The following is an 18,000-nucleotide window of genomic DNA, read 5'->3' as shown; positions in this document are numbered from 1 at the left end:
CGCCGACCAGCATCCGGCCGTCGGTGGTCACGCCCGCTTGTCCCGCCCCGGATGCAGGAGGTGGCGCAGCTGCACCATCGCCATCGGGTGCGACAGGCTCTGCGCATCGGTCTCGAGCTGCAGCTCGTCGCCACCGCGCTTGGCAGTGCGCGCCAGGATCTCGTAGACGGCGGCCGTGGTCGACTGCAGCGCCTTGATCGGCAACTGGCCGGAGAGGATGCGTGCCAGATAGACGGCCGCCGTCAGGTCGCCCAGCCCGTTCGGCGGCTTGTCGATGATGCGATGCTCGGCAAGCAGCGCCTGCCTGGAATCGAGCAGCAGGTTGCCGGTGCCGCCGGCCATCATCGACGGCGCCGAGGTCACCAGCATGGTGGAGGGGCCGGCGTGAAGGGCGGCCGCCACCACCGATTTCAGGTCTGGAAGCGGCGCGCCGGCCATCCATTCCAGCTCGTAGCGGTTGGGCGTGGCGATGTCGGCGATCGGCATCAGCCGGTCGCGCAAGGCGATGGCCGTGGGTTCCGGCACGTAGAGCCCGCCGGAATCGCCCATCACCGGATCGCAGATATAGACGGCGTTGGGCGTCCTTTCCTTGACGGCGGCGACCAGCGAGGCGACAGCTTCGGCCTGGCCAGCCTCGCCGAGATAGCCGGACAGCACCGCGCCGACCTCGCCCAGCCAGGGCGCGCGCTCGAGATCGGCCATCAGCGCCTTGAACTGGTCGAGCGGCGGCACGATGCGGGTCGCCCGGCCGTGGCCCGGATGCCAGGGCAGGACGACGGTCGGCACCGCCCAGACCGGGAAGCCGAGCGTCTCCAGCGCGAAGACGGCGGCGCGGTTGCCGACCGAGCCGCGGGCGACATGGCTGGAGATGACGATGACCGCGCGCGGCGCGCCGGCTTTTTCAGCGTTCATGGATTTTCAGTCCTAACCGCCACGCGTGGCGAAATACACCAGCCAGGCGAGCAGGCCGATGGCGATGAGAAGCCCCAGCACCCGGCCGATGCGGGTGCCCCAATAGTCGATCGGATCCGAACGGTCGGCGTCCGCGGCGTTGACATGGTCGCGTGCGTCCTTGGCGGTCCGGGTGATGAACGAGGTGCCGCCCGGGCTGGTCTCCCGTTCCACGCGCTCGAGAATGCGGCGCGATTCGGTGTCGCTGTCCTGGCGCTTGGCCATGGCAATGTCCTGTTTTGCCGGGACCTTAGCCTGTTCGCCCGACCATTCACAGGGCCTGCCTGCAAGGCAGCGGGATCGCAGCGGAAGCTTTGCGGCCGAGGTCATTTTCTTGCGGGCGGATTGTGGTAATGCTTCGGGTGCAACTTCCGACGAGGGACCCAGATCATGTTTGCCCAGCGCCTCTCCTCCCCCTTCCGTCATCTGCCGGCCTTGCTGGTGATGGCCGTCGTGCTGCCGCTGCTCGCCGGCTGCGGCTACAACACCATCCCGACGGCGGAGGAGAACGCCAAGGCGGCCTGGAGCGAGGTGCTGAACCAGTACCAGCGTCGCGCCGACCTGATCCCCAACCTGGTGGAGACGGTGAAGGGTTACGCCGCGCATGAGAAGGACACGCTCGACGCGGTGGTCGAGGCGCGCGCCAAGGCGACGCAAATCACGGTGACGCCGGAAACGCTGAAGGATCCCGAAGCCCTCAAGAAATTCCAGGATGCCCAGGCCGGGCTGACCAGCGCGTTGTCGCGGCTGATCGCGGTGTCGGAAGCCTATCCCGATCTCAAGGCCAACCAGAATTTCCTCGCCCTGCAGGCGCAGCTCGAAGGCACCGAGAACCGCATCGCGGTGGCGCGACGCGACTACATCCAGGCGGTCAAGGACTACAATCTGACGCTCAGGACCTTCCCGTCGGTGCTGTGGGCGACCTTCTGGTTCCGCAGCAACGAGCCCTTCGCCAACTTCACCGTCGACGAAGACAAGATGCAGCCGCCGAAGGTCGATTTCGGCACCAAGCAGGGCGGTTGAACGATCACCTAGCGGGTCTGGTCCCTGTCGGCCTTGAGCTCCGTCCCACCCCCCTCTGTCCTGCCGGACATCTCCCCCGCAAGGGGGGAGATCAGCCGTCATCTGCGCTTTCGCCAATCTCGGACGTTTGAAGATGTGGGCCGACGGGGAAGCTGCCAATCTCCCCCCTTGCGGGGGAGATGGCCGGCAGGCCAGAGGGGGGTGGGACGGAGTGCGAGCGTTGGGGTCCTTCTCGCCCTTCTGGTCCTCCTCCTCCCGCTCACCGCCTTCGCCGCCGATCTCATCGCTCTCACCGGCCGCGTCGTCGACAATGCCGGCATCATCGACGCCGCGACCAAGGCCGCGCTGACGCAAAAACTGGCCGATTTCGAGCAGAAGGGCTCCGACCAGATCGTCGTCGCGACCATTCCCAGCCTCGACGGCGAGGAAATCGAGCCCTACGCCAACCGGCTGTTCCGCTTCTGGAAGCTCGGTCAGGCCAAGGAAAACAACGGCGTGCTTCTGCTGGTGGCGAAGAACGACCGCAAGATGCGCATCGAGGTCGGCTACGGGCTCGAAGGCACGCTGACCGACCTGCACACCAAGCTGATCATCGAGAACGACATGGTGCCGGCCTTCCGCGCCGGCGATTTCTCCGGCGGCATCAGCAAGGCCGTCGACGACATGATCATGGTGCTGGAGGGCAATCCGGAGGAGCTCGAGGCGCGCGGCAAGCGCAATCCGGCCAATGACAGCCCGGTAGATCCCATCCTCATGCTGTTCATCATCCTGTGGGCGACGATATTTCTCGGTGGCCTGGCGATGGCGTTCCTGCCGCCGATCTTCGGCACGCAACTGTCGCCGGGCGTGTATCGGTGGCTGGGCATGACCTTTCGCTACGGTCACGGCGCGCGGACTTCAAGCCGTGGCTGGACGACCGGCAGCGGCAGCGGCTGGTCGACGGGCAGTTCCGACAGCGGCTGGTCGTCCGGGAGTTCAGGCGGGAACTGGTCGTCCGGTTCGAGCGGCGGATTCTCGGGCGGCGGCGGCTCGTCCGGCGGCGGCGGATCTTCAGGGAGCTGGTGAGAAAGATGGCAACACGACCTATCAGCCCGCAGGATCATGAGCGCATCGCCGGGGCGATCCGCGCCGCCGAGACGAGGACCGACGGCGAGATCTACTGCGTGGTGGCGCATGCCAGCGACGGCTATTTCTTTCCCGCCGCCTTCATGGTGACGCTCGGCACGCTCATCGTCAGCCTTGGCGTCGCCTATGGGCTCGAGGCCTGGTGGCTGTCGATCCGCCTGCCGCATTTCGTTTTCGCCGAGCTGCTGGCGCTGGCCTCGGCGCTGCTGCTTTTGTGGGCGCTGCCGGGATTGCGCATCCATTTCGTGCCGCACCACCTGCGCTACCAGGCGGCGCACCTCAACGCGGTCAAGCAGTTCCTTGCCCGCAACGTCCATCGCACCGCGGCGCGTACCGGCGTGCTGATCTTCGTCTCGATCGCCGAGCGTTACGCCGAGGTGGTTGCCGATGCCGGCATCAACAGCAAGGTCGGCCAGAATGTCTGGGACGGCGTGGTCCGCGACCTTACCGCGCACGCCGGCGACGACCGGCTCGCCGACGGGTTCATCAAGGCCGTCGAATCGGTGGGCGCGGTGCTGGCCGAGCATTTCCCTGTCACGGCAGGCGATGCCAACGAACTCGACGATCATCTCGTCGAGATCTGAGAGCCTGCCTGTAAACGCTGCTCTGCCGGACGCCTGACGCGGTTTTCTGCGCTTCCGATGCTCACGGACCAGAAAGTCCGCTGCGCTTCGATTCTCGAAAACCACGCCACCCGCCTTCGGCAGAGCGCGTTTCCAGCCAGGCTCTGCCCTCCTCGTCGGCGTATCATCCGCCTGTGCGAAAGGATGGGAGTGGCTGGCAGGACTCTTTGCAATCGGGCGATGCGGGTTTATGGTTAAGCAATCATGAACACGCTGATCATCGATATCAGGAAAGCCGAGCCGCGCGATGCCGGCGCGATCGCCGACGTGCACCAGGAGGCCTGGCGCGGCGCCTATTCAGGCATTATCCCGCATCGCACGCTGACCTCGATGATCAACCGCCGCGGCCCCGACTGGTGGGCGAATGCGATTCGCCGTGCCGCCACCGTGCTGGTGGTCGAGATCGGCGGCACGATCGCCGGCTACGCCACGATCGGCAAGAACCGCGCCCGCGAGCTCAGGCAGCAGGGCGAAATCTATGAGCTTTACCTGCGCCCGGAATACCAGGGGATCGGGCTCGGCAGCCGGCTGTTCAGGGCGGCGCGCGCGCGGCTCGCCGATCACGGGCTGAAAGGTATGGTCGTGTGGGCGCTCGAGGACAACCAGAACGCGCTTGCCTTCTATGCCGGCGCCGGCGGCCGCGACATCGCTGAAGGCGTCGAGATCTTCGAGCAAAAGGCGCTGAAGAAGGTCGCCTTCGTCTGGGAATGAATGCCGCGTTCCGGCGTCGTTATTGTCCCCGCACGATTCGCCGCATTGCACCATGACGCTTCCGCCGCTATCGGTCTGACAAATCGAGAGAGGGATTTGAGCCATGCGCATCGAAGCGATTGCCACCGGGAAGAACCCGCCGGAAGACGTCAACGTCATCATCGAGGTGCCGATCGGCGGCGAGCCGATCAAATACGAGATGGACAAGGAGGCCGGCACGCTGTTCGTCGACCGCTTCCTGCACACCTCCATGCGCTATCCCGGCAATTACGGCTTCGTGCCGCACACGCTGTCGGGCGACGGCGATCCGATCGACGTGCTGGTCTGCAACACGCGCGCTCTGGTGCCGGGCTGCGTCATCAACGTGCGGCCGATCGGCGTGCTGATCATGGAAGACAATGCCGGCCAGGACGAGAAGGTGATCGCGGTGCCGTCGCCCAAGCTGACGCTGCGCTACGAGAACGTCACCGAATACACGCACCTGCCCGAGATCACGCGTGATCAGGTGCAGCACTTCTTCGAGCACTACAAGGATCTCGAGCCCGGCAAGTGGGTCAAGATCGAGGGCTGGCACGATTCCAAATACGCCAAGAAGATGATCGTCGACGCGATCGAACGGGCGAAGGCGGCGAAGTAGGATATGCTGGGGATGTGCGCAAACCGCTAAGCGTCGGCGCCGCCCCTCATCCGCCTGCCGGCACCTTCTCCCCGTATAGTGACGGGGAGAAGGGAGATTGCCGCAGCCTCGACGTTCGTTTGGCGGCGTTGTCGATTGGCGAAATCATCGATCAGAGCACCTTTCTCCCGGTCACTATACGGGGAGAAATGCCCGGCAGGGCAATGGGCGGCAGCGCCTATCTGCGATGGAACGGCCCTCCTCATGCGGTCGTCCCCGAGACGTAATAAGTCAGTTATCCACGCGGCCAAAGTCAGGCGGGTTGCCGATCAGCACGCGCTTGTCCTTGCCGCAGGCGAAGGTCTTCGCCTTTTCGTCGGCGAGCTTGCGCGCCTGGTCGTTGGCCTGCGGATTGCCGGTGGCCAGCACCAGGCCGATCGTGCAGCCCTGCTGGGTGTCCGGCTGGGCGACCTTGGCGACGACCAGGACCTGGATCGGCTTGTCCTCGCCGTCGGGCTTGCTGACCTCGCGGCGGTGGATGACGGCGAATGGAATGGCGACGTCGCCGTTGGTCTCGATGCGCCATTCGACCCTGGGCCCGGCCGTATTGAGACCGGAGAAGCTTTCCCAGACCGAGGTCATGTCGCTCGACGGGAACCCGTAGAACAGCGATTCGCGGGCGTCGTCGAAACCGATCAGCACCGGATAGCCGCGATAGCCTGAGCAGGCGAGGCTCGCCCAATCGCCCTCGCCCTCGGCAGCCTGCGCGTAGGTCACGCAGTCCTTCTCCCAGTCGAGATCGGTGTAGACGCTGGATATGTCGCCGGCATGGGCGGCCTGGCAGAGACCGGCAAGGACAAGCGGGATCAGAATAGCGCGCATGGCGGACAACTCCGGTGAGGTGCCGCAGCGTACCGCCAATCGCTATTTCTTCAAGCTGGCCTCAATCAGCAAGTCGGCGTTGCGGGCGACCGACGCCGCCGGTCCGCCGCGGCCGAACAACTGGCCGCTGATATAGGCGCCCTCGATCAGCAGCAGCAGGCCGTCGCCAAGCGTGTCGGCATCGGCGGCGCCCATCGCGCTCGCCATGGCGCGCAGGCGGCGGCGCAGTTCCTGTTTGTTGGCCTCGCTGACGATGCGCGCCGGATGGCTGTGATCGGGATATTCCACCGCCGCATTGGTCATGCCGCAGCCGCGATAGTCGGGTTTTTGCGTGCGTTTGCCGACGCGCGTAAGGAAGGCGACGATCTGCGCGCGCGGGTCGCCCGGATGCGCAGCCACCGCCTCGTCGAAGCGTTCCCAGAATTCGAGGTCGTATTTGCGCAGATAGGAGGCGGCGAGTTCGTCCTTGGAGGGAAAGCTGCGGTAGAGGCTGGGCTTGGTGACGCCGGCGCGCCTGACGATCTCGTCGACGCCGATCGCCCTGATGCCTTCGCGATAGAAGAGGTCGCGCGCCACGTCGAGGATCTTGTCGGCCGCCTTCGGATGCGCCGGCGGCTGAGCCGAGCTGATGGACGCTTCAATTTTTTTGTCCGATGGCATGCAACGACTCAATGTTACTGACCGGTACGTATTCATAGCGCCATCCAATTGCAACGTACCGGTCAGTAACATGATAGCTCAGTCTCGTCCGTTTGGCCAGCGCTACGCTTTCGTCGTGGTCGGCGTCATCTTTCTCTGCCTGCTGATCGCGGCCGGGCTTCGTTCGGCGCCGTCGGTGATGATGCTGCCGCTGGAGGAGAGCTTCGGCTGGCGGCGCGACGTCGTCTCGCTGGCGGCCGCGATCGGCATCTTCCTCTATGGCCTGACCGGGCCGTTCGCCGCCGCGCTGATGGAGCGGATCGGGCTGCGCCGCACGCTGCTTATCTCACTGCTGGTGATGTCGGGCTCGACGGCGCTCAGCCTGCTGATGACCAAGCCGTGGCATCTGCTGATCACCTGGGGCGTGTTTTCCGGCATCGGCTCGGGCGCGGTCGCCACCGTGCTTGGCGCCACCATCGTCAACCGCTGGTTCAAGACCAATCGCGGCCTGGTGATGGGGCTGATGTCGGCTTCGAGCGCCACCGGCCTGCTGGTGTTCCTGCCGTTGCTTGCCTCGCTGGCGCAGGCGGGTGGCTGGAAGCCGGTCGCCATCGCCATCGCGATCGCCACCGCGGCGCTGGTGCCGGTGGTGTGGCTGCTGGTGCCGGAGCGTCCAGCCTCGATCGGCCAGGTGCGCTATGGCGCCGAGCCGAACGACGTGCCGCCGGTGCCGCCGGCCTCGCAGGGCAATTTCCTGGCGCATACGCTCGGCACCTTGCGCCGCGCCGCCGGTACCCGGGTGTTCTGGTACCTGTTCGCCACCTTCTTCGTCTGCGGCTTCACCACCAACGGCCTGGTCGGCACGCATCTCATCGCCTTCTGCGGCGACATGGGCATCGGCGAGGTGCAGGCGGCCGGCCTGTTGTCGATGATGGGCATCTTCGACCTGATCGGCACGACGCTGTCGGGCTGGCTCACCGACCGTTTCGATCCGCGCAAGCTGCTCGGCGTCTACTATGCCATCCGTGGCCTGTCGCTGATCTATTTGCCCTATTCCGGCTTCTCGGCGGTCAGCCTGATCATCTTCGCCGTGCTCTACGGGCTCGACTGGATCGCCACCGTGCCGCCGACCCTGAGGCTCGCCAACGAGGCCTTCGGCGACCGCAGCGGCCCGATCGTCTTCGGCTGGATCGTCGCCGGCCACCAGGTGGGTGCTGCGGCCGCCGCCGCCTTCGGCGGCACGATGCGCGAGCTGCAGGGCAACTACGAGCTGGCCTTCATGATCGCCGGCATGACCGCGATCGCGGCGGCCTGTATCTCGCTCTTGATCAACACGAGCAGGCCGGCGTTCGAGCCGGAGCCGCAGGCGGCTTGAGGCGCGTCGATATTCGGGTGAGGCCGGCCTGCAAATGACGGTCTCCTGCGCTTCCGGTGCTCACGTACGTTAAGTACGCTCCGCTCCGGTTCTCGGAGACCGCCATTTTCGGCTCGTCCTGACCCGAATCTCGTCACGCCTTCCGGCGCTGGCGTCGCCGTCGCCAGCCTGTTCATTGTTATCAAAACTTCATGGTTCCGAGATGCGCCTGAAACATTGAGGCGGGAGCTTGGGGGCGACGTTCAACGCCATCCAGGAGACAGCCATGAACAAGATCTCGATGACCCGCCGCGCCTTCGTCAGCTCGGCGAGCGCATTCAGCCTGGTCGGCGCCTCGGGCCTCGCGCTGCCCTATTATTCGCGCGCCAGCCAGCGGCCTGCCTTCACCCATGGCGTCCAGTCCGGCCATGTCGATGCCGCAAGCGGCATGGTGTGGACGCGCACGGACCGTCCGGCGCGCGTGATGTTCGAAGTGTCGTCGACGGAGAGCTTCGCCAACGCCACCAGGCTCGCGCCGCTCGATACGTCGCCGGCCAGCGACTTCACGGTGAAGCGGCTGCTCACCGATCTTGCCGCCGACCAGGACATCTTCTATCGCATGGTCGCGGCCGACCTCGCCGACATCAACGCCGTTTCCGAGCCGATCGTCGGCCGCTTCCGCACCGCGCCTGCCTCCAAGCGCGACATCCGCTTCGCCTGGTCGGGCGATACCGCCGGCCAGGGCTGGGGCATCGACGAGACCGGCATGAAGACCTACGCCACCATCGGCAAGCATACGCCGGATTTCTTCCTGCATTCCGGCGACACGATCTATGCCGACGGCGTGATGAAGGACGAGGTCGACCTGCCCGGCGGCGGCAAGTGGAAGAACGCAGTGCTGATCGACGAGAAGCGCAAGGTGGCGCAGACGCTCGACGAATATCGGGCGCAGTGGAAATACAACATGATGGACAGGAATGTTCTCGGCCTCTCCGCCATCTGCCCGACCTTCTACCAGTGGGACGACCACGAGGTGGTCAACAACTGGTCGGATTCCAAGGACCTCAGCAGCGACGACCGTTATTCGGAAAAATCCATCCATGTGCTGGCGGCGCGGGCGGCGCGCGCCTTCCACGAGATGACGACGATCCGCTACGAGCCGGCCGAGCCCGGCCGCGTCTATCGCAGAATAGCCTATGGGCCGCTGCTCGACGTGTTCTTCCTCGACATGCGCTCCTATCGCGGCCCGAACGGCCCGGACATGCAGGACACGATGACGCCGGAATCGCGCATGCTGGGCGAGCAGCAGACCAAATGGCTGAAGCGGGAACTCGCGAATTCCAGGGCGACCTGGAAGATCATTGCCGCCGACATGCCGCTTGGCCTGGTGGTGTGGAACGACGGCACCAAGAAGGTGGGCGCCGAGGCCGTCAGCAATGGCGACAACGGCCTGCCCAAGGGGCGCGAGCTCGAGATCGCCGACCTGCTGCGTTACATCAAGAACGCCGGCATCAGCAACACGGTGTGGCTGACCGCCGACGTCCACTACACGGCCGCGCATTACTACAATCCCGAAAAGGCGCAGTTCCAGGATTTCAATCCGTTCTGGGAATTCGTCTCCGGCCCGATCCATGCCGGCACGTTCGGTCCCAACGATTTCGACATGACCTTCGGCCCGGAGCTGAAGTTCATCAAGGCGCCGACCGCCGAGCAGGGCCAGAACCTGCCGCCGTCGGCCGGCCTGCAGTTCTTCGGCCTGGTCGACATTTCAGGCGCCACCGAGCAGCTGACGGTGCGGCTGATGGATCGCGACGACAACGAGCTCTACAAGGTGACGCTCGACCCGGTGCGCTCGGCTTAGGAGACTGTTGGTAATTCTACTGCGGCGGCCATCTGCTGGCGCTTTCTGACTCGCCGGAGCGAATTTCGAAACAGTCTCTAGGAGGACGACCGCCGCGACCGGTGGTCGTCAGTCCGGATAGCAAGTCGCGGGAATCTTCGGCCTCACGGCGCTGTCGCAGCCGGCGTCCTGCTGCCGCTGCTTGAAGGCGGCGCTGACGGGGCCGGTCACAACGGGGTCGACGCCGTCGGGGGCGTCGGCGAACATCTGCTCCGCCGTCTGCGTGTCGGGGGGCAGAGCGGGATTTCCCTTGAGTGTCGCGGCCGACTGCGCGGCGCTCACCGCCAGCAGCACGGTAAGGCCTGCCCAGGCCAGGATCGGACGCAATCTGATGAAAGAATCGGTCATGGGAGTCGAACTGCCCGGACCCCGAAAGGTTCCGCCCTGGTGAATTGATACATTTGACGCAAAGACGCTTAAGAATTGGTAACCACATATTTGGGTACGAGCCTCCCCTTTCGCAAATGCGAAAAACCCTGTATGAGCCGCGCAACCGAAAAAGGCGGCGCCTCTGGGCCTGCTGCCTGCAACGCTCCCGAGACCAGACACATGAACCTCCGCAATATCGCGATCATCGCGCACGTCGACCATGGAAAAACCACCCTCGTCGACCAGCTCCTGAAACAGTCCGGCGCCTTCCGCGACAACCAGCGCGTCGCCGAGCGCGCCATGGATTCCAACGACCTCGAAAAGGAACGCGGCATCACCATCCTGGCCAAGGCGACCTCGGTCGACTGGCACGGCACCCGCATCAACATCGTCGACACGCCGGGCCACGCCGATTTCGGCGGCGAGGTCGAGCGCATCCTGTCGATGGTGGATTCGGCGATCGTGCTGGTCGATGCCGCCGAAGGGCCGATGCCGCAGACCAAGTTCGTCGTCGGCAAGGCGCTCAAGGTCGGCCTGAAGCCGATCGTCGTCATCAACAAGATCGACCGCCCGGACGCCCGCCATGTCGAGGTGGTCAACGAGGTGTTCGATCTCTTCGCCGCGCTCGACGCCACCGACGAGCAGCTCGACTTCCCGATCCTCTACGGCTCGGGTCGCGACGGCTGGGTTTCGGAAAATCCAGAAGGCCCGAAGGACCAGCAGCTGGCGCCGCTGTTCGACCTCGTCGTCAAGCATGTGCCGGCGCCGACCGTGCATCCCGGCCCGTTCCGCATGATCGGCACCATCCTGGAAGCCAATCCCTTCCTCGGCCGCATCATCACCGGCCGCATCGAGTCCGGCTCGCTGAAGGCCAACCAGGCGGTCAAGGTGCTGCACCATGACGGCACCCAGATCGAGACCGGCCGCGTCTCCAAGATCCTCGCTTTCCGCGGCCTCGAGCGCCAGCCGATCGACGAAGCCCAGGCGGGCGACATCGTCGCCATCGCCGGCCTGTCGAAGGGCACCGTCGCCGACACATTCTGCGACCCGACGGTGACCGAGCCGCTGCACGCGCAGCCGATCGATCCGCCGACGGTGACGATGTCCTTCCTCGTCAACGACAGCCCGCTCGCCGGCACGGAAGGCGACAAGGTGACCAGCCGCGTCATCCGCGACCGCCTGCTGCGCGAGGCCGAAGGCAATGTCGCGCTGAAGATCGAGGAATCGCCGGAAAAGGATTCCTTCTTCGTCTCCGGCCGTGGCGAATTGCAGCTCGCGGTGCTGATCGAGACGATGCGCCGCGAAGGGTTCGAGATCGCCGTGTCGCGGCCGCGCGTCGTCATGCAGAAGGGCGAGAACGGCGAATTGCTGGAGCCGGTCGAGGAAGTCGTCATCGACGTCGACGAGGAGCATGCCGGCGTCGTCGTGCAGAAGATGTCGGAGCGCAAGGCCGAGATGGTCGAATTGCGCCCCTCCGGCGGCAACCGCCAGCGCCTGGTCTTCCACGCGCCGACGCGCGGCCTGATCGGCTACCAGTCGGAACTGTTGACCGATACGCGCGGCACCGCGGTGATGAACCGGCTGTTCCACGCCTACGAGCCTTACAAGGGCGAATTGCCGGGCCGCACCAACGGCGTGCTGATCTCCAACGAGCAGGGCGAATCGGTCGCCTATGCGATGTGGAACCTGGAGGATCGCGGCCCGATGGTCATCGATCCGGGCGTCAAGGTCTACCAGGGCATGATCATCGGCATCCACTCCAGGGACAACGACCTCGAGGTCAATGTGCTGAAGGGCAAGAAGCTCACCAACATCCGCGCCGCCGGCAAGGACGAGGCGGTGAAGCTGACGCCGCCGATCCGCATGACGCTGGAGCGCGCGCTGGCCTGGATCCAGGACGACGAGCTGGTCGAGGTGACGCCGAAGACGATCCGGCTGCGCAAGCTTTATCTCGACCCGAACGAACGCAAGCGCTTCGAGAAGTCGGCCAAGGCGGTCGGCGCGGCGTAAGGTTTTCGACGGAGCAATCATCGAGGGAGGGAGCACTGCTCCCTCCCTTTTTCGTTTCTACGCGCCGGCAGCGGCGACGATGGTGTCGCGATCCGGTTCGTCGCTCAGATCGATACGGATGGCCATGCCGTCGCGCGGCGGCCTGCGCAGCGCCCTGGCGCCATCAAGCTCGACGCAAAGCTGCCGCCGCTCTTCCCAGGCCTGAAGCCGCGAGCGCGAGACGCCGAGTTCGCCGGCCAGCAACCGGTCGAGCCGCAAGGGCACAGGCATTTCCAGAGTGAGCCGCAGCTCCAGCATGGTCGTATGTTCCGGCCGACGTTCCAGCACATGCCTTTCAACGGCGACGTCTGGGAACTCCTCGATGCGTCCGACGTGGCTCCTCAGTACGGCGGCATCGAAGGCATGACGCCGGGCCAGCGCCGGGTCGTTGCTTTCGAGCGCCGCGAGCAGCGCCGGCTCGATGTCGCGGCGCTTGCGGCGCTCGAAGATGGCGAAATTCCAGGAATTGTCGCAATCGACGCAGCGGTAGATCAGCCAGGCGTCGATGCGCTTGCCGTTGGCGTTGACGCGGAATTTGCCGCTCGATCGATATGGCCTGAGGCCGCCGCAGCGATTGCAGCTGATGAGAGGTCGAGGCGCGATCTCGGGCGCGATCGCCCAGCGGATACGCAAGAGTCCAGACATGCCGAAAGCCCTTCCCGTCGGGAAGTTCGCCAGGTCGGCCATGTCGAGTTGCCCGGGCGGGCACGGCGTGGCTGGAGAGCTGCGGCTTTAAGGAAATCAGGCGTCGCGCGGCGCGCGACAGGTTCAGCAATGCCAAACCGGTCTCGAACCGCCGCCTGAGGAACACATGAAATGATCGGGACGCCGCAACTGCAGCGCCCTGTGTTTTCAGGAGAGTTGACGAGACCGGCGGTTACTGAGGCAAAGTGAAGCTCGAAACGAATGTCGGGGCGGCTCTTCTAGCCGCGGCCGACGGGAACGGCAAGACGGCAATTGTCGAGATCGGCGCCGCCGCGACCGAAGGGATTGCCTGTTCTTTGCCAATGCTGCCGTTGCTGGCTAGATTGGCAGCCAAACCTCAGATCGGAGTTTTTTGGCCATGCATCTCACCTCGCTGCTGATCTTCGCCGCCGCGCTTTTCGTCGCCGCCGGCTCGCCCGGCCCGTCGATCGCCGCTCTTGTCGCGAGGGTGATCTCGAAGGGTTTTCGCGACGTGTTCCCGTTCCTGCTCGCCATGTGGATCGGCGAGGGCATCTGGCTGTCGCTGGCGGTGTTCGGGCTGGCCGTGGTGGCGCAGACCTTTCATCTCGCCTTCGTCGCCGTGAAATGGGCGGGCGTCGCCTATCTCGCCTATCTGGCGTGGAAGATGTGGACCGCGCCCGTCGAGGCGAAGGAAGGCGAGATGCCGCGCGAGGATTCGCCGGCAAAACTGTTCTTCGCCGGCATGGCGGTGACACTGGGCAACCCCAAGATCATGATGTTCTATCTGGCACTGCTGCCGACCATCATCGATCTTGCCTCGGTCAGCGTCGTCGGCTGGATGGAACTGACGGCGACCATGGCGGTGGTCCTGGTCGCCATCGATCTTGCCTGGGTGATCGCCGCCGCGCAGGCCCGCAAGCTGCTCAAAAGCAGGCGGGCGATGAAGATCGCCAACCGCGTCAGCGCCGCCACCATGGCAGGCGCCGCCGCCGCGATCGCGGCCCGTTCCTGAACGGCTACATCATCTCGATGATCGGCGCGATCTCGACGGTGAAGGCCGGGTCCATCAGGATCGGGCAAGCCTTGGCCTTGGCGACGGCGTCGTCGATATCCCTGGCTTCGACGATGGTGTAGCCGGCGGTCGGATTGCTGCCGCCATTGTTCTCGACCTTGCCGCTCGCCAGCACCGTCTTCGACATGCCGACCGGATTGCCGCCGTCGACCACGGCCGGGCCGAGCTTGTCGTACCAGCCGGTCCACGCATCCATGGCCGCCTTCCGCTCAACCTCGTCGGTCGGCATCTTGCCGGAGCCATGATAGACATAGAGAAACTTCGCCATGTTCTCCTCCCTTGATCGGCGGCATCGAACCGGCATGCGGCCATGCCGCTTGGCGATATACGGCTGAGCCGCAATCGTGTTGATATGCGGCGATGCCGCAATCGTTGATATGCGGCGATGCCGCAATCCTTGATCATCGGACCAAAACGGCGGAGAAGCAATGACAATGCGCGATATCTAAAATAGTGCCGCCGCCTAGCGTGCCATGGCGTGGTACGCGTCGTTCGGGCGCATGTCTATCGCGGCCGCCACCCGGTTCGACATGTTGAAGAAGGCGGCGGTCGAGGCGATGTCCCAGATGTCGCGGTCGGAAAAGCCTGCCTTGCGCAAGGCGGCGCGGTCGCCCTCGACGATCTTCGCCGGCTCCTCCGTCAGCTTGACGGCGAATTCGAGCATCGCGGTCTGCCTGGGTGAAAGGTCGGCGGCGCGGAAATTCATCACCATCATCTCGCCGAGGGAAGGGTCGCCGGAAAGCTGGCGCACCGCGGCGCCATGCGCGGTCAGGCAATAGTAGCAATGGTTGATCGAGGAGACGACGACGGCAATCATCTCGCGCTCCAGCTTCGACAGGCTGGACTCGCCCAGCATCAGGTCGTTGTACATGTCAGTGAAGGCGCGCAGCTTCTTCTCGTCGAAGGCGTAGGCCTTGAGCACGTTGGGGACGAGGCCAAGCTTTTCCTCGCATTTGGCGAAATAGGCTTTCGTCGCCTCGCTGAGCTCGGCCTGGGCGAGGTCGAGCGCGGTGATCTTGCCGGTCGTTTTGGCGGTCTTGCTTGCACTCATTGGGCTTCGTCCTTCTCATTCGCTGCCGATTTGCGATCAAAATTCCGAAGAATCTTTGCAAGCCGTCAAACCTTTGTCGCCAAACGGCGGTCATCTGCTACCATAATCGCAAAAGCATGTGACGGGAGGGACTTCACATCATGGCCAGCCTCAAAACCGCAAGCCAGCCGAAGAAGACGGTTCCAGCAAAGGGAGGCGCGGCGAAGGGAGGCGAAAGGCCGGGTCGGCTTGCCGACTATCTTCTTGCCCGCGCGCCGGCCGAGGACGTCGCCGCCTACGAGGTTGCCGATCTCGAGCGTGCCGCCGATCTTGCCGGGCGAGCCGTCGCCAGGCACAAGAAGGGCGACTGCATCGTCGCGATCGACGTCGATTCCGGCGTGGCGCGCCAGGGCCGGCCGGTGACGGTGGTCACCGTCGTCAATGACAATATGCCGTTCCTGTTCGATTCCATCCTGGGCGAGATCACCGAGAGCGCCGGCGAGCCGCTGCTGGTCACACATCCGGTCGTCACCGTCAGGCATGGCAAGGCTGGCGTCGAGGAAATCCTCGGCGATGGCGGTTTCGCCAAGGGCGACGGCAGCCACGACCGGCTGAGCGTCGTGCATGTCCATATCGGCCGGCTGTCCGCCGACCAGGCCGAAGCGCTGGCCGGGCGCTTGAGGAAGCTGCTGGTCCAGGTGCGCGCCGCCGTCACCGACTGGAAGCCGATGCTCGCCCGCCTCGACCAGGCGATCTCGGAATTCCGCTACGCGCCGGTGCCGCTCGACAAGGCGCACGTCACCGAGGCGATCGCCTTCCTCGAATGGCTGCGCGACGACAATTTCACCTTCCTCGGCATGCGCGAGTTCAAATACACCGGCGGCGAAAAGAGCGGCACGCTGGAGCGCGCCGACAAGCCCGGCCTCGGCATCCTGTCCGACCCGGATGTGCTGGTGCTGAGGCGCGGCACCGAAGCGGTGACGACGACGCCCGAGATCCGCGCCTTCCTGCACGGTCCGGAGCCGCTGATCGTCACCAAGGCAAACGCCAAATCGTCGGTGCACCGCCGCATCTATCTCGATTACATCGGCGTCAAGACCTACACCGCCAAGGGCACGCTGCTCGGCGAATTGCGCATCGTCGGCCTGTTCACCTCGACCGCCTACACGCGCTCGGTGATGAAGATCCCCTATCTCAGGTCGAAGGCGGAGACGATCATCGCCAAGTCCGGCTTCAACCCAAGCGACCATTCCGGCAAGGCGCTGATCAACGTGCTGGAAAGCTATCCGCGCGATGAGTTGTTCCAGGTGCCGGTGCCGATCCTGCGCAAGCATGCCGAGGCCATTCTCGGCCTGATCGAGCGGCCGCGCGTCAGGGCGCTGGTGCGCGCCGACCAGTTCGACCGCTTCGTCTCGATCCTGGTCTTCGTGCCGCGCGACCGCTACGACAGCGTCGCGCGCGAGAAGATCGGCACCTATCTCAAGACCGTGTTCGAAGGGCGGCTGTCGGCCTATTACCCCGCCTTCCCGGAAGGCGGGCTGGCGCGCGTCCATTTCATCATCGGCCGCTCCGGCGGCAAGACGCCGAAGGTCGAACAGGCGGCCATCGAGGCGGCGATCCGCGACATCGTGCGGACCTGGGACGATGCGCTGCGCGAGACCGCGGCCGAAACCGGCACGGACAGAGCGCTGACGGCAATCGCCGCGCGCTTTTCGGAAAGCTATCGCGACTCCTTCTCGCCGGCGGTGGCGCTGGCCGATGCCGGGCGGATCGCCAGGATCGACGCCGCCAATCCGATCGCCATCGACTACTACCGCCATGCCGACCAGAAGCCGCACCAGGCGGCCCTCAAGATCTATCACCATGGCAGCCCGGTGGCGCTGTCGCGGCGCGTGCCGGTGCTGGAGAACATCGGCTTCCGCGTCATCAGCGAGCGCACCTTCGAGGTCGGCGACGATCCGTCCGGCATGGTCTTCATCCACGACATGGAGTTGGAGAACAGCTACGGCAAGCCGATCGACCTCACGGACGGCGGGGCGCTGTTCGAGGACGCGTTTCTGTCGGTGTGGCGCGGCGACGTCGACAATGACGGTTACAACGGTCTCGCCCAGACCGCCGGCCTGTGGTCCGGCGAGGTCACCATCCTGCGCGCCTATGGCCGCTATCTGCAGCAAGCCGGCATTCCGCAAAGCCAGGACTTCATCGCCGCCGCGCTCAACCGCTATCCCGACATCGCGCGTGGCCTGCATGCGCTGTTCGTCGCCCGCCTCGGGCCGACGGCCGAAACCGAAGGCGCGGTGGCGGCCAAGCACCTCAAGGCCAAGATCAAGGACGCACTGGAGGAGGTGCCGAACATCGATGACGACACCATCATCCGCCGCTACCTCAATCTGATCGAAGCCTCGCTGCGCACCAATCATTTCGTTGCCGGAACGAAAGAGCGAGGCCAGTCGCTGGCGATCAAGCTCGATTCGCAAGCGGTCGACGGGCTGCCGGCGCCGCGGCCGTGGCGCGAGATCTTCGTCTATGGCTCGGAGGTCGAGGGCGTGCATCTGCGCTTCGGCCCGGTGGCGCGCGGCGGCCTGCGCTGGTCGGACCGCGCCCAGGACTACCGCACCGAGGTGCTCGGCCTGGTCAAGGCGCAGCAGGTGAAGAACGCGGTCATCGTGCCGGTCGGCGCCAAGGGCGGCTTCTATCCCAAGCGCCTGCCGGTCGGCGGCAGCCGCGACGCGATCTTCGAGGCCGGCACCTCGGCGTACAAGAACTATGTCTCCAGCCTGCTGTCGATCACCGACAATATCGGCATCGACGGCGTCATCCCGCCGGCCGGCGTGGTGCGGCGCGATCCTGACGATCCCTATTTCGTCGTCGCCGCCGACAAGGGTACGGCGACCTTCTCCGACACCGCCAACGCGATTTCCGAGAAGCACGGCTTCTGGCTGGACGATGCCTTCGCCAGCGGCGGCTCGGCCGGCTACGACCACAAGAAG

Annotated in this window: 18 protein-coding genes; 10 read left to right on the top strand and 8 right to left on the bottom strand. The window is 65.2% G+C overall.

Annotation, left to right across the window (positions count from 1 at the left end):
* Positions 1 to 27: 27 nt before the first annotated feature.
* Together pdxY and EN780_RS10960 are read right to left on the bottom strand one after the other, a co-directional pair.
* The gene (gene pdxY / locus EN780_RS10965) at positions 28 to 912 is read right to left on the bottom strand and encodes a pyridoxal kinase PdxY (protein ID WP_128273666.1); all 885 of its coding nucleotides are present in this window, start codon (positions 910 to 912) and stop codon (positions 28 to 30) included.
* Positions 913 to 924: 12 nt separating this feature from the next.
* Entirely contained in the window at positions 925 to 1,176 is a 252-nt protein-coding gene (locus EN780_RS10960) for a hypothetical protein (RefSeq protein WP_127309625.1), read from the bottom strand.
* Between the two features lie 165 nt (positions 1,177 to 1,341).
* Here EN780_RS10960 and EN780_RS10955 point away from each other — a divergent pair, with 165 nt between their 5' ends.
* From EN780_RS10955 to ppa, 5 genes are all read left to right on the top strand, one after another.
* Complete coding sequence (locus EN780_RS10955) at positions 1,342 to 1,974, top strand: LemA family protein (protein ID WP_127286603.1); 633 nt, start codon at positions 1,342 to 1,344, stop codon at positions 1,972 to 1,974.
* 201 nt (positions 1,975 to 2,175) lie between these two features.
* A complete protein-coding gene (locus EN780_RS10950) occupies positions 2,176 to 3,039 on the top strand; it encodes a YgcG family protein (protein WP_245499925.1) in 864 nt (287 codons plus the stop codon).
* Positions 3,040 to 3,044: 5 nt separating this feature from the next.
* Entirely contained in the window at positions 3,045 to 3,683 is a 639-nt protein-coding gene (locus tag EN780_RS10945) for a TPM domain-containing protein (protein WP_128273662.1), read from the top strand.
* Positions 3,684 to 3,926: 243 nt separating this feature from the next.
* Positions 3,927 to 4,433 (top strand): GNAT family N-acetyltransferase, encoded by a 507-nt coding sequence (locus tag EN780_RS10935; protein WP_127286598.1) that lies wholly within the window; start codon positions 3,927 to 3,929, stop codon positions 4,431 to 4,433.
* Between the two features lie 103 nt (positions 4,434 to 4,536).
* On the top strand, positions 4,537 to 5,070 hold the full coding sequence (gene ppa / locus EN780_RS10930) for an inorganic diphosphatase (protein ID WP_127286597.1): 534 nt from the start codon (positions 4,537 to 4,539) through the stop codon (positions 5,068 to 5,070).
* Between the two features lie 270 nt (positions 5,071 to 5,340).
* Here ppa and EN780_RS10920 read toward each other — a convergent pair whose 3' ends face one another.
* Together EN780_RS10920 and EN780_RS10915 are read right to left on the bottom strand one after the other, a co-directional pair.
* Positions 5,341 to 5,931 carry a hypothetical protein gene (locus EN780_RS10920; protein WP_128273660.1) on the bottom strand — a complete coding sequence of 197 codons (591 nt, stop codon included), beginning with the start codon at positions 5,929 to 5,931 and terminating at the stop codon, positions 5,341 to 5,343.
* A 42-nt stretch (positions 5,932 to 5,973) separates the two neighbouring features.
* The gene (locus EN780_RS10915; RefSeq protein WP_128273658.1) at positions 5,974 to 6,591 is read right to left on the bottom strand and encodes a TetR/AcrR family transcriptional regulator; all 618 of its coding nucleotides are present in this window, start codon (positions 6,589 to 6,591) and stop codon (positions 5,974 to 5,976) included.
* A gap of 70 nt (positions 6,592 to 6,661) precedes the next feature.
* Here EN780_RS10915 and EN780_RS10910 point away from each other — a divergent pair, with 70 nt between their 5' ends.
* Positions 6,662 to 7,945, top strand: coding sequence for an MFS transporter (locus EN780_RS10910; RefSeq protein ID WP_128273656.1), 1,284 nt, complete (start codon positions 6,662 to 6,664; stop codon positions 7,943 to 7,945).
* 265 nt (positions 7,946 to 8,210) lie between these two features.
* Positions 8,211 to 9,785, top strand: a complete 1,575-nt coding sequence (locus EN780_RS10905) for an alkaline phosphatase (protein ID WP_128273654.1) — start codon at positions 8,211 to 8,213, stop codon at positions 9,783 to 9,785.
* Between the two features lie 108 nt (positions 9,786 to 9,893).
* Here the strand turns inward: EN780_RS10905 and EN780_RS10900 are convergent, their stop codons facing one another.
* A complete protein-coding gene (locus EN780_RS10900) occupies positions 9,894 to 10,172 on the bottom strand; it encodes a hypothetical protein (RefSeq protein WP_128273652.1) in 279 nt (92 codons plus the stop codon).
* Positions 10,173 to 10,373: 201 nt separating this feature from the next.
* Here EN780_RS10900 and typA point away from each other — a divergent pair, with 201 nt between their 5' ends.
* On the top strand, positions 10,374 to 12,203 hold the full coding sequence (typA, locus tag EN780_RS10895; RefSeq protein ID WP_127309614.1) for a translational GTPase TypA: 1,830 nt from the start codon (positions 10,374 to 10,376) through the stop codon (positions 12,201 to 12,203).
* A gap of 57 nt (positions 12,204 to 12,260) precedes the next feature.
* Here the strand turns inward: typA and EN780_RS10890 are convergent, their stop codons facing one another.
* The gene (locus EN780_RS10890; RefSeq protein WP_128273668.1) at positions 12,261 to 12,887 is read right to left on the bottom strand and encodes a DUF1062 domain-containing protein; all 627 of its coding nucleotides are present in this window, start codon (positions 12,885 to 12,887) and stop codon (positions 12,261 to 12,263) included.
* Positions 12,888 to 13,305: 418 nt separating this feature from the next.
* Here EN780_RS10890 and EN780_RS10885 point away from each other — a divergent pair, with 418 nt between their 5' ends.
* A complete protein-coding gene (locus EN780_RS10885; RefSeq protein ID WP_128273650.1) occupies positions 13,306 to 13,920 on the top strand; it encodes a LysE family translocator in 615 nt (204 codons plus the stop codon).
* Between the two features lie 4 nt (positions 13,921 to 13,924).
* On the opposite strand, the gene EN780_RS10880 is transcribed toward EN780_RS10885, so the two are convergent.
* Entirely contained in the window at positions 13,925 to 14,248 is a 324-nt protein-coding gene (locus EN780_RS10880; protein ID WP_127284803.1) for a YciI family protein, read from the bottom strand.
* 195 nt (positions 14,249 to 14,443) lie between these two features.
* Positions 14,444 to 15,031 (bottom strand): peroxidase-related enzyme, encoded by a 588-nt coding sequence (locus EN780_RS10875; RefSeq protein ID WP_128273648.1) that lies wholly within the window; start codon positions 15,029 to 15,031, stop codon positions 14,444 to 14,446.
* A gap of 140 nt (positions 15,032 to 15,171) precedes the next feature.
* Between EN780_RS10875 and EN780_RS10870 the strand changes: the two genes are divergently transcribed.
* On the top strand, positions 15,172 to 18,000 hold a 2,829-nt coding region (locus EN780_RS10870; protein ID WP_145970990.1), incomplete at its 3' end, for an NAD-glutamate dehydrogenase domain-containing protein.

It is taken from the genome of Mesorhizobium sp. M4B.F.Ca.ET.089.01.1.1 (assembly GCF_004022605.1).
GTDB lineage: Bacteria > Pseudomonadota > Alphaproteobacteria > Rhizobiales > Rhizobiaceae > Mesorhizobium > Mesorhizobium abyssinicae.
This window is presented reverse-complemented; position numbering and strand designations above follow the sequence as displayed.